The following is a 17,089-nucleotide window of genomic DNA, read 5'->3' on the forward strand; positions in this document are numbered from 1 at the left end:
GGTATGCCCGAGGTATCAATCGTCCTGATCGAACCCCTTTACGAGGGGAACGTCGGGTTTACTGCCCGGGTGATGAAGAACTTCGGGTTCACCCGGCTGGTGCTGGTCAACCCCTGCGCGCTCGGCGATGACGCGAGCATGCGCGCCTCCCATGCCCGGGACGTCCTTGAGGGCGCCCGCCGGATGACGATCGAGGAGGTTTACCGGGAGTTCGACTTTATCGTCGCGACGACCGGCGAGGTGAGCAAGTCGGTCTGCACCCCGATGCGGATGCCCTACTACGCGCCGGCGGAGGTCCGGGAGATCGTCGCCGATGTCGACGGAACGGTCGCGGTCCTCTTCGGGCGGGAGAACTGGGGGCTTGCCAACACCGAACTTAAGCGGGCGAACCTCATTTGCACCATCCCAACCTCGGAGGCCTATCCCATCCTGAACCTCTCCCACGCGGTCGGCATCCTCTGCTACGAACTTGCGAACCTGCCGCGCGGGACCTATCCCCTTGCGGGGTCCGTCGAGATGGAGTCGCTCTACCGGCATATCAGTGCCTTCCTCGACCGGATCGACCACCCGGACTTCAAGCGGGAGAACACGATGACCCTCATCCACCGGGTGCTCGGAAGGACGAAACTGACCATCCGCGAGGCGAGTACGCTTCATGGGCTGATGCGCCGGACAGAGTGGCACCTCGAAAACAAAGAATAGTTTGCGGGAGAGATCTAAGAGAATGATTCTTGTCGACTGGCAGATAGAAGATCGCATCAGGCACGGGTATATCAAAGTAGACCCCTTTGAGCCCGGCCTGATCCAGCCCAACTCCCTGGATATCAGGCTCGGTTCCCACTTTGTCTGGTACGTTCCGGGAGATACCGTGATCGACCCCTACGAGAGGGAGAGCGTCTGCTCGGAGATCGAGGAGACTGTGGCCGACTCGATCGTTCTTGCACCGGGGCAGTTCATCCTCGCCGAGACCCTGGAGTCGATCGCACTTCCCGACGACGTCGTGGCGAGCATCGAGGGGAAGAGCAGCATCGCACGCCTGGGGATCGAGCTCCACCAGACGGGCGGCTGGATCGACGCGGGGTTCCGGGGGACGATCACGCTTGAGATGTGCAACGTGAACTCCCGGCCGGTCCGGGTCTATGCCGGGATGCCTATCGGGCAGTTGGTCTTCTACCGGACGGATCGAGCCGCGCGCCCGTACAACATGAAGCAGGACGCGAAGTATATGGACCAGCGGCAGGCGACCCTCTCCCGCTACCATGAGAATGCGCGCCGCGCGTGATCTCTACCGCCGGCAGTCGGGCAAAACCACACGCCCCGCCGCTTCTCTAAAAAGAACATTATGCACTATATAGCAGAAAAACAGATATTGAACGATTCAACTGGGGATACCAATGCGACTTCTTCTAATCCACTCTGATCATATCGAATACGAGGCCCGGAAGAAGACGAAGGTCGCCGAAGAGGACGTCGTCCAGAAAGACGCCCTCGATGAGGCGCTCGCCGTCTTCTGCGCGGTCGAGTCTGTCGACGAGGAGAACCTCGAGGACGCCGTCAGGCAGGCGGCAGACGAGATCGTCACCACGGCCCGGCAGCTCGGCACTACTAATATCATGATCTACCCCTACGCCCACCTCTCCTCTGACCTGGCATCGCCTGATGCAGCTGTGAGCGCTCTTAAGGGCATCGAGGAGGGCCTCACCGGGGAAGGCGGCTTTGTGGTGAAACGGGCGCCGTTCGGCTGGTACAAGGCCTTCTCACTCTCCTGCAAGGGCCACCCCCTCTCGGAACTCTCCAGGACGATCGTGCCCGGCGAAGAAGCAGCGACCGCGCCGAAGAAGGAGATCCAGCACGAATTCTTCGTCTTCACTCCCGAAGGGGAGCGTAAAGACGTGGCCGATTACGTGAAGGGGAATACGCCCTTCGCCTCCCTGATCAGGAAAGAACTCGGGTATCCGGGGCAGGAAGGAGTCGAGCCGGTCCACGTGGACCTGATGCGCGCGAAGGAACTTGTAGAGTACGAGCCGCGCTCGGACGTCGGGAACCTCCGCTGGATGCCCCGGGGCAAACTCCTCCGGGACCTCCTCGGTGACTACGTTCTTGCCCGGGTGCTCGACTACGGCGGGATGCCGGTGGAGACCCCGGTGATGTACGACCTCAGCGATGCGTCGATCTCGGAGCACGCTGCCAAGTTCGGGGAACGTCAGTACCGGTTCAAAAGCGGCAACCGCGATATGATGCTCCGGTTCGCGGCGTGTTTCGGCATGTTCTGCACCATGCACGATATGCACATCTCGCCGAACACCCTCCCGCTGAAACTCTACGAGCTCTCGACCTACTCGTTCCGGCACGAGCAGAAGGGCGAGGTGATCGGGTTGAAGCGCCTCCGCGCCTTCACGATGCCCGATATGCACACCCTCTGCCGGGACGTTGACGATGCGCTCGCGTCGTTCGAGGAGCAGCTTGCCATGGGCTGGAAGAGCGGCGAGGATCTCGAGACCCCGCTCGTAGGGGTCTTCCGGTGCACCCGCGACTTCTTCGACCAGTACGAACTCTGGGTGAAGCAGCTTGTCGCGAAGTCAGGCGTCCCGATGCTGATCGAGGTCCTCTCGGACCGGACGCACTACTGGATAGCAAAGGTCGACCTCGCGGCGATCGATGCACAGGGAAGACCGATCGAGAACCCGACGGTCCAGATCGACGTCGAGAGCGCGGACCGGTTCGACATCAAGTACTACACCCCGGAGGGGACGGAGGTCCACCCCCCAATCCTCCATTGCTCGCCGACGGGCTCGATCGAGCGGGTGATCTGCGCGATGCTCGAGGGCACCGCGGCACAGGAGGTTCCCTCGTTCCCGACCTGGCTCGCCCCGACCCAGGTCAGGCTTGTGCCGGTGGCAGAGCGGCACGTCTGCTTCGCGGAGGAGATCGGTGCTCGCCTGAAGGCAGCCGGGATCCGGGTGGATCTCGACGACCGGGACGAGAGCGTGAACAAGAAGGTCCGCGAGGCCGGGATGGACTGGGTCCCTTACGTCGCGGTGATCGGCGACCAGGAGGCCGAGACCGGCCGGCTCACGGTCACCATCCGGAGACTTTCGGAGAAGAAGAAGCCGTACAAGGAGACGATGAGCGAGGACGAGCTCATTCAGGCAGTGAAGATCGAGACCGCCAGAAAACCCTTCCGCCCGCTCTACACCCCGAGGCTCCTCTCTAAGAAGCCCCGGTTCATCTAATCTCTTTTTTACACGCGGCGGCTTCGGACCCTCAAAACCAACAAAGTTCCCGCCGGCTCTGCCGTCTCCCGATCCGTTGCCTTGAGCAAGAAGACGTGCAGGATCCGGCCGGTGCAATACCGGGTCCGGCCCAGCAAGGTTTAAGAACACCGAATGCTACTCTCCCCCGGTGCATGAAACCATGGACGTCAAAGAATACCGTTCTATCATATCAAACGCCATCGAGAGGGAGATCGAATCCTACACCTTCTATCGCACGGTCAGGGAGAAGGTCAAAGATGAGAACTTAAAAAACCTCTTCAACGAGCTTGCCGGAGAAGAGAGCCAGCACAGGAAGACCCTTGAGGGTTTTCTCCTAAAAGAGCCCGGAAAACTCGGGTTCGACACGAAACGTGACTACAAGGTCGCCGACACCCTGGAGGTCCCGCCGCTCTCGGCCGATCTAAAGCCGCTCGACGGCCTTGTTATCGCGATCAGAAAAGAACTCGACGCGATGCAGATGTACACCCAGCTCGCGGGCCTGAGCGTTGACCCGGAGCAGATAGAGTTGTTCGAGAGCCTCGCCTCGATGGAGCGGGGCCACAAGGCGCGCCTCGAGGACATCTACACCAACATGGCGTTCCCGGAGGCATGGTGAAGACGGGGCTTCGCGGTTGACCATTCTTTTTTATCGCACGACGAGGGGGGAGATTGTTAGGAAAAGGGTGCAGGCTCTCCCCTGGCATCATTCGACGGCGCAGTAGGCCCCCTTGAAGAACCACTTCCGATAGACGATCGGGGTGATGAGCGTGGTCAAAAGGCTCATCAGAACGATCACCACAAAGATATTCTGGCCGATGAGCCCCGACTCCAGCCCGATCAGGGCGACGATCATCGCTACCTCGCCACGCGGCGCCATCCCGAACCCGATAATGAGGGAGTCCTCCCGGCAGATCCCCATCGCCCGGGCGGGCAGGCCGCACCCGACGACCTTGGTGACGATGGCGACCAGAGTCAGCGCCACCAGGAAGAAGATCATGTCGGCTGTGAGCGCGCGGACGTCTGCGAGGATTCCGAGCGATACGAAGAAGATCGAGGCGAAGACGATCTGGAAGTACTCGGCGCCTTCGTGGACGCCCTTACTCTGCCGGAGTTCGACGCCGGCGAAGGCAACCCCGGCAAGGAACGCACCGATGATACCTGATAAGCCCACCAGGTCGGCGAGCATCGCGTACAGGAACGCCACCATCATGGCGAAGATGAAGACGAATTCCGGATACTTCCGCGCCAGGGGCGTCGCGTCCATCCGCTCGATGACCTTCCGGATACCGAAATATCCGACGGCCCCGGCAACGACGATGAAGCCAACGGCTTTAGCAAGCATCAGGACGGCCGATGTCACCAAGACGCTCCCGCCCACCGCAAGATCGGTGGCGATGGCGAGCACGACAAGGGAGAGGACATCGTCGATGACCGCAGCGCCGATGATTGCTTTTGCCGCCCCGGTCTGGAGGACGCCGATCTCTTTGAGGACGTTTGCGGTTATGGCAATACTCGTCGCGGTCAGCGCCGTGCCGACGAAGACTGCGCTTGCAAAGTCGAACCCGAAGAGGACGGCGGTGGCGTAGCCGCCCAGCCACGGGAGGGCCACGCCGACAAGGCCGATGACCCCATAGCGCGGATCGAGGATATCCCTGATGTTGAACTCGAAACCGATGACAAAGAGGAGGATGATGGCCCCGAGATGCGCCAGGGTCGCGACAAAGTCCGTGTAGGTGATCAGGCCGAGCACGCTCGGTCCGACGAGAACCCCTACGAGAATGGCCCCGATCGTCGCCGACTGGTTGATCCGGGATGCCACAAGATAGCCGGCGAGAGCAAGAAAGAGCAGGAGGCTCATCTGGATCTCAATTGCGAGGGCAGCGCTTTCCATGGTTACCCATGATTTTGGGAGGAGGACTTAAGTAATTGTATGAAACCCCGGAGAGTTGCAGGCCGACCCGGGTCCCGGGGAAGACCGACACGGGCGCCGCACGAGGCGGGACCGGAAAAATGGAAGCCTCATTCCGGCCTACCTTGCCGGTCCCTCTCACCGCCGGGAGGCGTCGCGGACCCTACCGGATAAAGCCTCCCCGCCCGGCATACCGGGCCGTATCCCCGGCCGCCTCCTCGATCCTGATGAGCTGGTTATACTTCTCCACCCGTTCGCCCCGCGCCGGAGCGCCGGTCTTGAGGTGGCCTGTCTGCATGGCGACGGCGAAATCGGCGATGAACGTATCGACAGTCTCGCCGCTCCGGTGAGAGACCATCGCGCCCCAGTTCTGCTGCTGTGCCAGGCGGACCGCGGCGATCGTCTCGGTCACCGTCCCGATCTGGTTGGGTTTGATCAGGACGGCGTTGGCGGCTCCTTTTCGGATACCCAGCTCGATCCGATCGACATTCGTGACGAAGAGATCGTCGCCGACGAGTTCCACCCGATCGCCGATCGCTCTGGTCAACAGCCGCCAGCCGTCCCAGTCGTCCTCGGCAAGGCCGTCCTCGATGACGATGACCGGGTATGCTGTAACCAGGTCGCGGTATCGGTCCACCATCTCGGCGGCGGTCAGGGTCAGCCCTTCGGCCTTGAGGTTGTAGACGCCGTCGTTGTAGAACGCGCTCGATGCCGGATCGAGGGCGATCCCGATCTCCTGACCGGGCGCATACCCGGCACGCTCGATCGCCTCCACGATCAGGTCGAGCGGCTCGGTGTTCGTGGAGACGGCAGGGGCAAACCCGCCTTCGTCGCCGACGCCGGTCGTGTAGCCCTGCGCTTTGAGAATATCTTTGAGCGCATGGTAGGTCTCGCCCCCCCACCGGACCGCTTCTGCGACGCTCGGAGCGCCGTAGGGGGCGATCATGTACTCCTGGAAGTCCGGCCCCTGCCAGTTGGCGTGAACCCCACCGTTGAGGATGTTCATCATCGGGACGGGAAGGAGCGGCTTTAGCGGGTCTCCCAGGTACTCCCAGAGCCAGAGACCCTCTGCGGCGGCGGCAGCCCGGGCGACGGCCATAGAGACTGCAAGCGTGGCGTTGGCACCCAGGTTTCGCTTGTTCGGTGTTCCATCCAGGAGGGAGAGGGCCTCGTCCACCGCCGCTTGATCGCGGGCGTCCATGCCCTGCAGGGTGGCGGCGATCTCGCCGTTGGCCCGGGCGACGGGTCTCTGCACCCCTTTGCCGCCGTAACGGCCCTTTACGCCGTCCCGGAGTTCTACAGCCTCATGCTTCCCGGTCGATGCACCGGACGGGGTCGCGGCACGCCCGGACACCCCGCCGGCGAGCGTGACATCCGCTTCGACGGTCGGGTTTCCCCGCGAGTCCAGTATCTCGCGGGCATGGATCGATTGTATCCTCGTATCAACCTCGATCATACTCGATGGCACCGGGGGGCGGGAGGGTATCGAGGGCAAAAAAGGTATCGACGGCGGCGCGTTCGTCCAGACGACGGCGGCAGCATGGGCCGAGATCACGTTGCCGTTTGCAATGAACCCGATTGCCCGTTTCCGTTCGGCGGCAGAGATCATTGAGGCACAGGGCAGGTATGCGAAATTCTATTGAGATACAAAATGAGCTGGCGGTGGTGCGGGTGATGCTCCCTCCTCACCACGTCCGACCGCAGTGCAGGCAGCGATCCCTGTGCATGCTGAGGATATATCCGCATTGCGGGCATGTCCAGCGGACCTTCTCCTGTTCTACGAACTCCGCGACTCCCCGCTCCGTATCTCGCGCAGGTCGTCGAGCACACTCGTCCGGTATTTGTGTAGCGCTTGTCCAGGCATTTCAGCCGCGTGCAGGGATATCCGATGCATTCGTAGCAGTACTCCCCCGTATGGTCTTCGTACTGTCGGAGCCTGCACCGGGCGCAATACGTGTTCAGCCTGCCGGGATCATCCGTCCGGCAGCCCGGGCACCTGTTTTTCTCCCGACGGTTTGTTAGCATCGGCCGAGCTCGTTGATCAGTCTGCGATAGACATCAAAGGCAGGTTTCGACGAATAGTCGTCGCGTACGATGCCGAACTGGGAGAACAGGTCAGGGCTGGAGCTGTCCGCATCCCGCAGATCGAACAACTCGTAGTGGGTGACATTATAGTTACCCCGGTAGTCGTTGACCGTGCGTATGATCGTCTCCAGGGCCTCGGCCTGCCGCTCGTAGGAGCGTTCCGGGCCGGTAGGCCACCCGTTCTCCGCCACATGTATCGGCACCGTGGCGGGTATGCCGGCCTCGGGCAGGGAGGTCTCTCGAAACGATCGCATAGCAAACTCGACGAAGTGGCGGATGTCGCCGGGCAGACCCGAAGGAGCCAGCGGGAAGAAGACGTCCGGATAGATGTCGAGGCCAACATAGTCCAGGGCCTTTATGAACCGCTCTCCGCCAAGTGCACCGATCGACGTCCAGAAGTCGTGAGTGTCAGTCTCGAAGAGCGGCACGGCGCTGAAACCAACCTGCAACCCACTATACCCACACCGCCGGGCTTCTTCTTTAGCCGCAATGACTCCCTGCACCAGCGCTTGGCGGACATTCGGAAAACTGCCGTCGATTACAGGCACGTGCGTGAGGTTGGGTTCTTCGGTCACCTGGAGCATTGCGATCCTCGCGCCGTAATGTCGAACTACACCTCTGACAAATTCAACCCACCCGGCGACGTTCCCACTCTCCGATGTGTACGAAAGCACCAGATCGAGTTCCCTGCCGTCGCCGCCGTACTGGAGAAAACTCTCGGGCTGGCTCCTCTCCGATCGCGGGTCGGGAGAAGAGTCCGTGTAATGGAGATAGCATCTGACGGCGAATGATCGTATAGCACCCTGTAGTTTATCGATCGCTTCTTTGATTCGCTCGGGGTTATTGGGTCTGCCGGATACCATGACGGGATCGCCCCCCAGCGTTCCGCCGGGATAAACCCCGAATATCAACCCGGGTGCCCCTGCAGAACGCGCAGGAGGCATCCAGCCCTCCGCAGTCCGGGGCTGAGCATCACACATACCCACATGTATGCAACCGATTGTAATAACGTTGATTCTAACAGAATGACTGCCGCACCGACTTGACCGACGGAAATTTTATCCATTCATCGCCTGCCGGACCGAAAGGTGCTGTGAAGGGTTGATATCTGTTGAATCGGTCCCGGTTAGAAGAAAGAAAGCAAGATACGGCAATGTGAAGGCCGGACGAACGTAGTACCCCCGGGCGGATTCGAACCGCCGTCGCCGGATCCAAAGTCCTGCATGATTGACCACTACACTACGGGGGTACGAGAAACCCAAACCACCGATACCTGCGGTATCTGCTCTTATACTCTATGCATCGTGGGATTATATCGGTTTGGTCGCAGACAGACGAGGGGAGGGAGGGGGCCCGCCGCCCGGCTCATGTTCGCTCGAAGTCGTCCTCGAACCGGATGATATCGTCCTCGCCGGTATACTCCCCGATCTGCACCTCGATCAGTTCGAGCGGCAGGAGGCCGGGGTTCGCGAGCCGGTGGACCGTTCCCGCCGGGACGAAGGTGGACTCACCGTTCCGGAGGAGGGAGGTCGCGTCACCGATCGTCACCTCGGCGCACCCGGTGACGACCACCCAGTGCTCGGAACGGTGGTGATGCATCTGCAGTGAGAGCCGCCGTTTCGGGGGGACGGTGACACGCTTGATCTTATATGACTGCCCCTCCTCGAGGTTCGTGTAGGAGCCCCAGGGCCGGTGAACCTGTGTGTGGAAGAGCGCACGGGAGTCCCCCTTCTCGCGGAGAGCCTTTGCGATCTCGCCCACCCGCTGGGTCTCGGCACGAGCGGCGACCAGGATCGCGTCCTTCGTCTCGATGATGGCAAGGTCGTGGACCCCTACGGTGGCGATCAATCGATCGGCGATGATCAGGTTATCGGAGGAGTCGATCCCGATATACTCGCCCCTGACTGCATTTGCGTCCCCGTTCTTCGGCAGCGTGGCGTAAAGAGTGTCGAAGTTCCCGAGGTCGCTCCAGTCGGATTCAAGCGGCACGACCGCCGCCCGCCGGGTCTTCTCCATGATCCCGTAGTCGATCGAGAGAGCAGGGACCGCCCCGTACGCCTCCTCGACAGGGTGCTCAAACGCCCGGACCACCTCGGGTGCGCATGTCTCGCACTCGGAAAGAAAGAGACCAGCATCAAAACAGAACATCCCTGAGTTCCAGAGGTAGCCGTCAGCAACATACTTCTCGGCGGTCGCAAGGTCAGGCTTCTCCACGAAAGCGTCCACGAGCGAACCCCCGGGGAGAGGTTCGCCCGGACGGATGTAGCCGTAGCCGGTGTGGGGAGAGGTCGGCCGCACACCGAAGACCACCAGGTAGTCCTTTGCAAGCCCTTCCGCCCGCCGGAAGGCTTCCTGGAATGGCCCGGTCGCGGCGATCAGGTGGTCCGAGGGCAGCACCGCGACCGTGTCGGAGCCGTCTTCCCGGGTGACCTCACGGACACCATAATAGATCGCCGGCAGGGTGTTCCTGCCAACCGGCTCCACGAGGACACGACAGTCGCACCCGATAGCGGCGAGTTGGTCCCGGACCAGGAACTTGTGGTCGGTGTTCGTGACGATGGCGATCTCCTGCGGGGGGGAGAAGAGGAGCGACCTCTTCACGGTCTTCTGGAAGAGAGACTCGTCGTCGACCAGCGGGATGAACTGTTTTGGGTAGTGTTCCCGTGAGAGCGGGAAGAGACGGGTGCCGCTCCCGCCTGCAAGTATGAGCGTCTTCATGGGATCGACTCCGTGCCCAAAAGAGGGGCACTCGGATTTGTATACTCTATTGCGATAAGGGGGATAAAAACGTAAGGTCTCCGAGGGGTACGGCCGGCCCGACGGGCTGAAAGACCGCTCCCGGGCGCTCTCAAACACCCGCTCGTATCGCACCCGGCGGTGTATCAGTAGACGCAAGGATGAATGGAGACCTCTTGGCCTGCTCTCGAAGTCCGAAATAGGCTTTGTTGAAATCCCCCTGTTTGTTCCAGGGCCGCAATCCCGGGCACGGCTTTCTCCCGGGTAGGCTCCACAGTCCACTACAGGAGTATGCCGAGGGAAAGGCCGATCCCAGGGACAAACCGGTCAAGCACCCCCTCATCGGAGTAGGAATGACCAAAATAGGATCTCAACAGAGCCAAAAAAGGTATGACTCTGCTCAGGCCCGGGTCATCGTCGAATTCCCGGGGTAGAGAGCCCGCGCCTGCGGGTCGAGGTCTTCTGCAACTGCAAGAACGTGTTCGGCCTCCTGATACTTCCCGAGCCGGCCGAGCACCATGCCGTAGGTAACCCAGGCGAAGATGCACGACCGGTCGATCGCGAGCGCCTGTCTGCAGGCAAGCACCGCCTCCTGGGGGCGGTCGAGCCGGGCGAGGATCACTGCCCGGTTGTTCCAGGCGTAGATGTCGTCATTGTCGCAGAGGATCGCTGCACTGAATGCAGCGAGCGCCTCTTCGTAGCGCCCCTGCCGCTCGAGGGCCACACCCCTGTTGTTCAGGGCCGCCGGTTCGTGCGGGTCCAAAATGACGACGTCGCTGTACGCCCGTGTCGCATCTCTGTCTTCACCCTTACGGGATATCTCCGGTGTAACCAATCGGGGCATACGTCTGCACCTCGCACCCTTACTGCAGAGTGACGATATATATGTTCCTGCATCTACCATGCCCGGCGAGCAGGGAGGGCAGGATCAGCCGGCAGGCAGTCCTGGGCCGGTCCAGAGCCAGGAGGTAGTTACTGACCGCTGTCCCGGAACCATGCCACTGTCTCCAAAAGCCCCTCATCGAGCGTGTAAGTTGAGGAAAAACCAAACGCCTCCCCTGCCCGGGAGATCTCCGCAAGCGAGTCACGCACATCACCCGGTCTCGGGGGTTCATGGAGCGGCCGGTGGTGTATACCGGTGATCCTCGAGAGGTTTCCGGCGAGTTCATTGAGACTGATCCGGCGGCCCCCGGCGATGTTGAAGATGCCGGAAGCGTCGCTCTCCATCGCCAGGATGTTCGCCCGGACGACATCTGCGACGAAGATGAAGTCCCGGGTCTGCTCTCCGTCGCCGTAGATGATCGGCGGCTTCCCGGCAAGCAGCCGGGTGATGAACTTCGGGATCACCGCTGCATACTCGGAGTTCGGGTCCTGCCGGGGGCCGAAGACGTTGAAATAGCGCAAGAATGTTGTCCGAATGCCGTAGAGATCTGAAAAGACCTTTCCATAGTATTCGCCCGCGAGTTTTGAGACCGCGTAGGGGGAGAGCGGTCTCGGCGCCATCGTCTCGAGTTTGGGGAATGTCGGGTCCTCACCGTAGATCGCCGAGGTGGAGGCCGCCACGACCGCCGGAACGCCGCATGCCTTCGCGGCCCAGAGGACGTTCACGGTTCCGGCCACGTTCACGGCGTTCGTTTCGAGGGGGTCTTTTATAGAGCGGGGGACCGAGGCAACGGCCGCCTGGTGGAAGATGCCGTCCGCCCCGGCACAGGCATCGGTGAGCAGGGCAACATCGGTGACGCTCCCCTCGATGAACGTCACCCGGGGAAACGTCATGAGATACTCAACATTCTCGTGCCGCCCGCTCGATAGGTCGTCGATGATCACGACGTCGTGATTGTCGCGTGCCAGTCGCTCCGCAAGGTTGGACCCGATGAACCCTGCCCCGCCTGTGACGATGTAACGCATGCAGCATACCGTAGGCATTCAAGTGACTTGAGCGTTGCTGGAGGAGGATCGGAGCAGACAGGAACAAGGCATACCCGGAATGCAGTCACTCATGCCACAGCAGCCACTACAGCGAAGCGCCCCAGATCAGAGAACGACACCCGGAGCCCGGAATGCTTATTGCCGGTTTGGAAACAGGGTCCGGTACTGTTCGGGAGGGTGTGTCCGAGGGCCCCCCACCGGAACACATGCGTATAGCATCATCTGGTTTATAGACATCGTCCGACCGGCCGGGTTTATCCCCCTCTCTTCCCGTTAGAGAGCGGGAAATACTGCCGGTAGACGTTTCTGCGCTCATCAAGATCCGTATGCAGGTAAATCTCGGTCGTCTTGATGGAGGAGTGCCCCAGATTCTCCTGCACGACGCGGAGGTTCTTCGATCGCCGATAGAGTTCGCTCGCGTAAGAATGCCGGATTTTATGCGGCGTAATCCCCGCAGGGGCGCATTGTTTGAAGAGATGCTGGACGGTTCGGGGGGAGATATGATTGCCCTGCTGGCCCAGAAAGAGCGGCCCTTCGATCGTATTCCCGATAAACCCGTTGATCTCATCGAGCGTCCCTTCATCGACGAAAACGGTCCGGATCTTATCGCCTTTCCCCTTCACCCGGATCGTCTGCTCCTCGAAGTCGATATCCTCAACGTTTATCGCGCAAAGTTCGGAAACACGGACGCCTGTTGCGTATATGAGGCGAACGATCAACCGGTCCCGCTCACTTTCGAGGGTATTGATCAGGCGGATCACCTGACTGTGTTTGAGGTATTTCAACTCTTGATTCTTGATCCGGGGCCGTTCCACCCCGAGCATAGGGTTCGCGACCACGGCGCCCTGTGCGTAGAGATAGCGGTAGAACGAGGAGAGTGTCGATATCATCCGGTGGAGAGTCTTTGGCTTATAGTCCCGCCTCTCCGAGAGGGAGGAGAAGTAATCGGTGACGAGAGCAGCAGAGACGTTGACATCCGCGTCCAGAGGGGCGTTCTTGACTGCAGCATCATCGAATGAAACCCCGTCCGGGCCACGGTGCTGCCGGAGCCAGGCGTACCGGGCGAAACGCTGAACGGTCTGATCATATTTTTTGATAGTCCGGGGCGAGTAATTCCGCATCCGGAGGTAGCCGCTGAAGCGATCCAGCCACTCCAAAAATGACGCGCTTTCCATCGTATTAAGGATTAAATACCAAAGAATATCAAGATTGCGGTAAATGCCTATTCCCCGCAATAAATTGGATGCCCCAGATCCCCTGCCGGACCCCGCGCCGGGTCGCAGGCCGTGATCGCACAGGCCCGCACCCATCTGCCTGCTGCACGAAGGCCCGGCCCAAAAACCCGAAAGAAGAACGATCAAAGCAGGGGTGCGGCCGATAGGATGAGGATCTCAGAAGAATGGCCGCCATCCGAGCCATGCCGGCAGTTCGTGCAGCAATGTCGGGCAACCCGGAGATCCCGGCGAAAAAAACCCCGACCCGGCTCCCAAAAGACAATATTTCTCGGGGAAACACCCAGGAGCCAGGGGGCGGATCTCGTCCCGAGCCCAAAAAAAAGTATTCCGGTGATGCAGGAGGTACTGGTGTTAGGAGGTATACTGGGGCTGCCAGTCCCGGGTGGTCGGGGAGCAGACCCTGTTGAATACGTTCCTCCCAGAGCATATGAATCCCCTACCGCGCGACGCGAAAGTGAACGGCCCTGAAGGCACCGCCGCCGCCACGAAGCCGACAGACACCGCCCACATATAAACGACCCTCACAGAAGGGCGGAGACGCACGATCGCACGCACAGCCGCCCCCAACTATCAAGATGGGGGCGATCCGGCGGTACAGGGCCGATACGAGGGTCGAAAAAAGACAAACGACCGCCCTGCAGAGAGGGGACAGCGATCCGGCTCACACCCGCCCGGCGGGGAACCCTGCACGCCGCCCATGCGAGGGAGAAGCCCACAAGGTTGCTGACAATCAGCATCATGCCACTCAAACGACCTCGCGCAAGGACAGAGTCGCAGGACCCCGGTTAAGCAGCCCGGGTCCGACAGCCGAACAACAAGGCCACGTCCGCAGCCATAAGCGTTTTTCCCTCCCGACGGCGCTCAAACGCCAGCCTCCGACTCAGGGACCCATCGAGGAGAACCGGACGCCCTCAACCCGGCTTACGCTCCCCGATACGATATCTCGGACCGGGGATCTGCACAAATGCCCCGGGTTGGCTCGGGGGGCCCAGCCGGAAGAGCCTGATCGCCATCCCGGCTTCGCGATCAAAAGGGCAGATATAAACCATATGATGCTATACATAACCGGGGAAGGGCAACCACGAGACCTGCAGGGCACGCAGCCACCCGGAGATTTCGGAGCACGCTCCCATTCTGCTCTATTACCAGAACGGCCAGATTATCATCGGGCTGCCCGACCAATATCATTGAAATACCAAAACGGACAAGAGGGTATGCAAAATGGATGATCCTGCTAACCTGAAAGACCCAAACAAGTACCAGAAATTCAAGAAAGTAGATGGGGCCACCTACCTGCGGGTCAACCAGTTCCTGCGCAAACACACCCACATCACCGCCCGCGAATGGGCGATCGCCCGCCTCTGCGCAGACTTCAAGACCACCAGCGGCTCTGAGATGACGTTCATCGGCGAGAACCTCCCTGAACTCTGCCCGTTCATGGTTGACTCCTACACTCCGCAGGCGGTCAATCAGGCGCGGAGCTCGTTCAAGAAGAAGGTGAAGAAAGCGGGAGCCACGTTCTTCTACGGAGCCATGTGTGGTTTTTTTACCGCAGAAGAACTCGACGAGATCCTCTTTGAGGCGAGCGAGGTCGCCCGGTTCCTGCTCGAGGTGGAAGGAACGAGCCTGAATCTCGACGATGAGATCGATGTCGAGGACCGGATCACCGAGGTGATGCGGGGCGTAGCCGAAGCGGCGTCGGTCGTCTTAAAGTCCAGGCCCGGTCAGGAAGGAGGAGAGGGGAGCCCGATAGAAGAGAAGGAGAAGGAGGATGAGGAGAGATGAAGATCATTCAGATTGTCGGCCGTTCGAACGCCGGGAAGACCACATTCATTAAGAGCCTGATCGGGGCGCTCTCCGCACACGGGACCGTCGGAGCGGTCAAGCACCTGGGACACCACGGCTTTTTGCTCGAACCCGGAAAAGACACAACACTGTACTATGAATCGCATGCTGCTATATCCGGCGGCGTCGACGAAGAGAAGTCGGTCCTTGTCAGGCGCGAGAACGACCTCGACTCCACCCTGGAGATCCTCTGCAACGCCGGGATCGAGTACGCCATACTCGAGGGGTTCAAGTCCCGGCCGTTTCCGCGGGTCGTGATAGGCGACCTCGAAAGCGAGAACGTCGTCCTCCGGAACCCCACCATCGACGCGGTGATCGCCGCGCTTCCGGAGTTCGAGGACTACTACACCGTCGAGGGGTTGGTTCGGGAGTTGAAGCGCGAGTGCGGCGTCTCGCGTGCCGGGGCGGTCCTCACGTTCAACGGACTTGTCCGGGAATGGACCGGCACCGAACGAACAGGGTACCTGGAGTTCAATGAGACCGTCAATGCCGTGACGGAGAGCATCCTCGAGGACGTGAAAGCCGTCCCGGGGATCATCGGGGCACGGTTCTACCACAGGAAAGGGCGGCTTTACGCCGGAGAAGATATAACCTATCTTGCTATACTTGCAGAACACAGGCAAGAGGCGTTCGCCGCCGCCGGCAGTGCAATCGACAGACTGAAGCGGGAACTACACGACACGGAGAAGTGACGAAGATGCGAAACGGAAAACGGATGTTTGGAACGAACGGCGTGAGGGGTGTGGTCGGAGAGGAGATGACGCCAGCCCTCGTCCTCAAGATCGGCGCCGCCCTCGGATCGATGAGGAAGGGCACCATCGCGGTCGGCAGGGACACACGGACTTCCGGCGAAGCCCTGGCCCACGCTCTCAAGGCCGGGCTCCTGATGACCGGGTGCGACGTGGTGGACATGGGCATCCTCCCCACGCCGGCCCTGCAGTACATCATCAAGACCGGCCGGTTTAGCGGCGGCGCTATGATCACCGCATCCCACAACCCGCCCGAGTACAACGGCGTGAAGATCATCGAGGCCGACGGCACCGAGATGTCCGACGACGAGACCATCCGGTTAGAAGACAGGTTCTTCGCCGGGGAGTTCGACGCGGCATCCTGGGACGGGGTCGGCGCTGAGACAGCCGCACCAGATCGGATCGAGGAGTACATTAAGGCCGTCGTCGGGCACTTCCCGCCCGGTATCGGCGAGGGCATGACCGTCGTCGTCGACCCCGGTTCCGGCCCCGCGGCGCTCACCACCCCGACCATCCTCTCGAGGATGGGTTGCCGGGTCCATACCATCAACGCCCGGCTCGACGGCACCTTTCCGGGCCGGATGCCCGAGCCGACCCCCGAAGGGCTGCAGCCCCTCTCGGAGATGGTCATCGCCACGGACGCTGCGTTCGGGGTCGCGCATGACGGCGATGCTGACCGGGCGGTCTTTGTTGATAACAAAGGACGCTATATAGAAGAGAATTACGAGTTCGGTCTCGTCGAAGACTACGTCTGCAGCAGGAACAGCGGTGGGCTCATTGTCACCCCGGTTGCCACCTCCCGGCTGATACGAGATATCGCAGAGCGGCACGGGTGTACCGTCGACTATACCCCCGTAGGAAGCATCTATGTCGCGAGAAGGATGATCGAGTTGATGGGCGAGGGGAAGAAGGTCTCCTTCGGGGGCGAAGGAAACGGTGGCCTGATCTACGCCGATCACCAGTTCTGCCGGGATGGAGGCATGACCGCCGCCATGATGGTGGCGGTTCTCGCGAATCATAACGGCAGGGAACTCTCGGAGATCCTCGACGGACTCCCCGCATATCATCTGGTCAAGGAGAAGCACCACGTCCGGGACCCGGCCTCGCTGGTCCGCACCGTCGAAGAGGCGTTCTCGGGAGAGATCATCGAGAAGATCGACGGTATCAAGATTGTCAGGGACAATGTCTGGGCTCTTGTGCGGGCGTCGGGCACGGAACCGATGATCAGGATCATGATCGAGTCAAAGGACCCGGAGATTGCGGATGCCATGTACCGGGAGATCATGCTGATCGCGACTGCCGGAACGGCAGGAGCGGGAGCACCGTAGGTGCGACTCGCGATGGGAT

Annotated in this window: 14 protein-coding genes and 1 tRNA gene; 7 read left to right on the forward strand and 8 right to left on the reverse strand. The window is 60.9% G+C overall.

Annotated elements, in window-relative coordinates; all coding sequences use genetic code 11:
* The first annotated feature begins 3 nt into the window (after positions 1 to 3).
* From PLN84_RS07090 to PLN84_RS07105, 4 genes are all read left to right on the forward strand, one after another.
* Entirely contained in the window at positions 4 to 702 is a 699-nt protein-coding gene (locus PLN84_RS07090) for an RNA methyltransferase (RefSeq protein ID WP_292385038.1), read from the forward strand.
* Between the two features lie 22 nt (positions 703 to 724).
* The gene (dcd, locus tag PLN84_RS07095) at positions 725 to 1,282 is read left to right on the forward strand and encodes a dCTP deaminase (protein WP_292385040.1); all 558 of its coding nucleotides are present in this window, start codon (positions 725 to 727) and stop codon (positions 1,280 to 1,282) included.
* Between the two features lie 112 nt (positions 1,283 to 1,394).
* A complete protein-coding gene (locus tag PLN84_RS07100; RefSeq protein ID WP_292385041.1) occupies positions 1,395 to 3,233 on the forward strand; it encodes a threonine--tRNA ligase in 1,839 nt (612 codons plus the stop codon).
* A 181-nt stretch (positions 3,234 to 3,414) separates the two neighbouring features.
* Positions 3,415 to 3,870 carry a ferritin family protein gene (locus PLN84_RS07105; protein WP_292385043.1) on the forward strand — a complete coding sequence of 152 codons (456 nt, stop codon included), beginning with the start codon at positions 3,415 to 3,417 and terminating at the stop codon, positions 3,868 to 3,870.
* An 87-nt stretch (positions 3,871 to 3,957) separates the two neighbouring features.
* Here PLN84_RS07105 and PLN84_RS07110 read toward each other — a convergent pair whose 3' ends face one another.
* The 8 genes from PLN84_RS07110 to xerA form a co-directional block, all read right to left on the reverse strand.
* Positions 3,958 to 5,145 carry a cation:proton antiporter gene (locus tag PLN84_RS07110; RefSeq protein ID WP_292385045.1) on the reverse strand — a complete coding sequence of 396 codons (1,188 nt, stop codon included), beginning with the start codon at positions 5,143 to 5,145 and terminating at the stop codon, positions 3,958 to 3,960.
* A gap of 181 nt (positions 5,146 to 5,326) precedes the next feature.
* Positions 5,327 to 6,619 carry a phosphopyruvate hydratase gene (gene eno, locus PLN84_RS07115; protein WP_292385046.1) on the reverse strand — a complete coding sequence of 431 codons (1,293 nt, stop codon included), beginning with the start codon at positions 6,617 to 6,619 and terminating at the stop codon, positions 5,327 to 5,329.
* A 562-nt stretch (positions 6,620 to 7,181) separates the two neighbouring features.
* Positions 7,182 to 8,111 (reverse strand): hypothetical protein, encoded by a 930-nt coding sequence (locus PLN84_RS07120; protein WP_292385048.1) that lies wholly within the window; start codon positions 8,109 to 8,111, stop codon positions 7,182 to 7,184.
* A gap of 313 nt (positions 8,112 to 8,424) precedes the next feature.
* Positions 8,425 to 8,497, reverse strand: a tRNA-Gln gene (locus PLN84_RS07125).
* A gap of 116 nt (positions 8,498 to 8,613) precedes the next feature.
* Positions 8,614 to 9,966, reverse strand: a complete 1,353-nt coding sequence (locus PLN84_RS07130; RefSeq protein WP_292385050.1) for a mannose-1-phosphate guanylyltransferase/mannose-6-phosphate isomerase — start codon at positions 9,964 to 9,966, stop codon at positions 8,614 to 8,616.
* Between the two features lie 418 nt (positions 9,967 to 10,384).
* A complete protein-coding gene (locus PLN84_RS07135) occupies positions 10,385 to 10,828 on the reverse strand; it encodes a tetratricopeptide repeat protein (protein WP_292385052.1) in 444 nt (147 codons plus the stop codon).
* Between the two features lie 128 nt (positions 10,829 to 10,956).
* Complete coding sequence (locus PLN84_RS07140) at positions 10,957 to 11,892, reverse strand: SDR family oxidoreductase (protein ID WP_292385054.1); 936 nt, start codon at positions 11,890 to 11,892, stop codon at positions 10,957 to 10,959.
* 275 nt (positions 11,893 to 12,167) lie between these two features.
* Positions 12,168 to 13,088, reverse strand: a complete 921-nt coding sequence (gene xerA, locus PLN84_RS07145; protein WP_292385056.1) for a site-specific tyrosine recombinase/integron integrase — start codon at positions 13,086 to 13,088, stop codon at positions 12,168 to 12,170.
* Between the two features lie 1,281 nt (positions 13,089 to 14,369).
* Between xerA and PLN84_RS07150 the strand changes: the two genes are divergently transcribed.
* Genes PLN84_RS07150 through glmM form a run of 3 tightly spaced genes read left to right on the forward strand, consistent with a single transcriptional unit; the run spans position 14,370 to position 17,070 of the window.
* Positions 14,370 to 14,933: a DUF5806 family protein gene (locus PLN84_RS07150; protein WP_292385058.1), complete on the forward strand. Its 564-nt coding sequence runs from the start codon at positions 14,370 to 14,372 to the stop codon at positions 14,931 to 14,933.
* Positions 14,930 to 15,685 carry a molybdopterin-guanine dinucleotide biosynthesis protein B gene (gene mobB, locus PLN84_RS07155; RefSeq protein ID WP_292385060.1) on the forward strand — a complete coding sequence of 252 codons (756 nt, stop codon included), beginning with the start codon at positions 14,930 to 14,932 and terminating at the stop codon, positions 15,683 to 15,685. Before PLN84_RS07150 ends, mobB begins: the two co-directional genes overlap by 4 nt.
* Before the next feature lie 5 nt (positions 15,686 to 15,690).
* The gene (gene glmM, locus PLN84_RS07160; protein ID WP_348531984.1) at positions 15,691 to 17,070 is read left to right on the forward strand and encodes a phosphoglucosamine mutase; all 1,380 of its coding nucleotides are present in this window, start codon (positions 15,691 to 15,693) and stop codon (positions 17,068 to 17,070) included.
* Positions 17,071 to 17,089: the final 19 nt, after the last annotated feature.

The organism is Methanoculleus sp., assembly GCF_035363275.1.
In the GTDB taxonomy this organism is placed as follows: Archaea; Halobacteriota; Methanomicrobia; order Methanomicrobiales; family Methanoculleaceae; genus Methanoculleus.

Bases quoted from the DNA above. Each gene is read 5' to 3' on its own strand.
- PLN84_RS07120 (WP_292385048.1), bottom strand. From the start codon at position 8,111: ATGGTATCCGGCAGACCCAATAACCCCGAGCGAATCAAAGAAGCGATC.
- glmM (WP_348531984.1), top strand. From the start codon at position 15,691: ATGCGAAACGGAAAACGGATGTTTGGAACGAACGGCGTGAGGGGTGTG.
- PLN84_RS07100 (WP_292385041.1), top strand. From the start codon at position 1,395: ATGCGACTTCTTCTAATCCACTCTGATCATATCGAATACGAGGCCCGG.
- PLN84_RS07130 (WP_292385050.1), bottom strand. From the start codon at position 9,966: ATGAAGACGCTCATACTTGCAGGCGGGAGCGGCACCCGTCTCTTCCCG.
- mobB (WP_292385060.1), top strand. From the start codon at position 14,930: ATGAAGATCATTCAGATTGTCGGCCGTTCGAACGCCGGGAAGACCACA.
- PLN84_RS07110 (WP_292385045.1), bottom strand. From the start codon at position 5,145: ATGGAAAGCGCTGCCCTCGCAATTGAGATCCAGATGAGCCTCCTGCTC.
- PLN84_RS07090 (WP_292385038.1), top strand. From the start codon at position 4: ATGCCCGAGGTATCAATCGTCCTGATCGAACCCCTTTACGAGGGGAAC.
- PLN84_RS07150 (WP_292385058.1), top strand. From the start codon at position 14,370: ATGGATGATCCTGCTAACCTGAAAGACCCAAACAAGTACCAGAAATTC.
- PLN84_RS07140 (WP_292385054.1), bottom strand. From the start codon at position 11,892: ATGCGTTACATCGTCACAGGCGGGGCAGGGTTCATCGGGTCCAACCTT.
- xerA (WP_292385056.1), bottom strand. From the start codon at position 13,088: ATGGAAAGCGCGTCATTTTTGGAGTGGCTGGATCGCTTCAGCGGCTAC.
- PLN84_RS07105 (WP_292385043.1), top strand. From the start codon at position 3,415: ATGGACGTCAAAGAATACCGTTCTATCATATCAAACGCCATCGAGAGG.
- eno (WP_292385046.1), bottom strand. From the start codon at position 6,619: ATGATCGAGGTTGATACGAGGATACAATCGATCCATGCCCGCGAGATA.
- PLN84_RS07135 (WP_292385052.1), bottom strand. From the start codon at position 10,828: ATGCCCCGATTGGTTACACCGGAGATATCCCGTAAGGGTGAAGACAGA.
- dcd (WP_292385040.1), top strand. From the start codon at position 725: ATGATTCTTGTCGACTGGCAGATAGAAGATCGCATCAGGCACGGGTAT.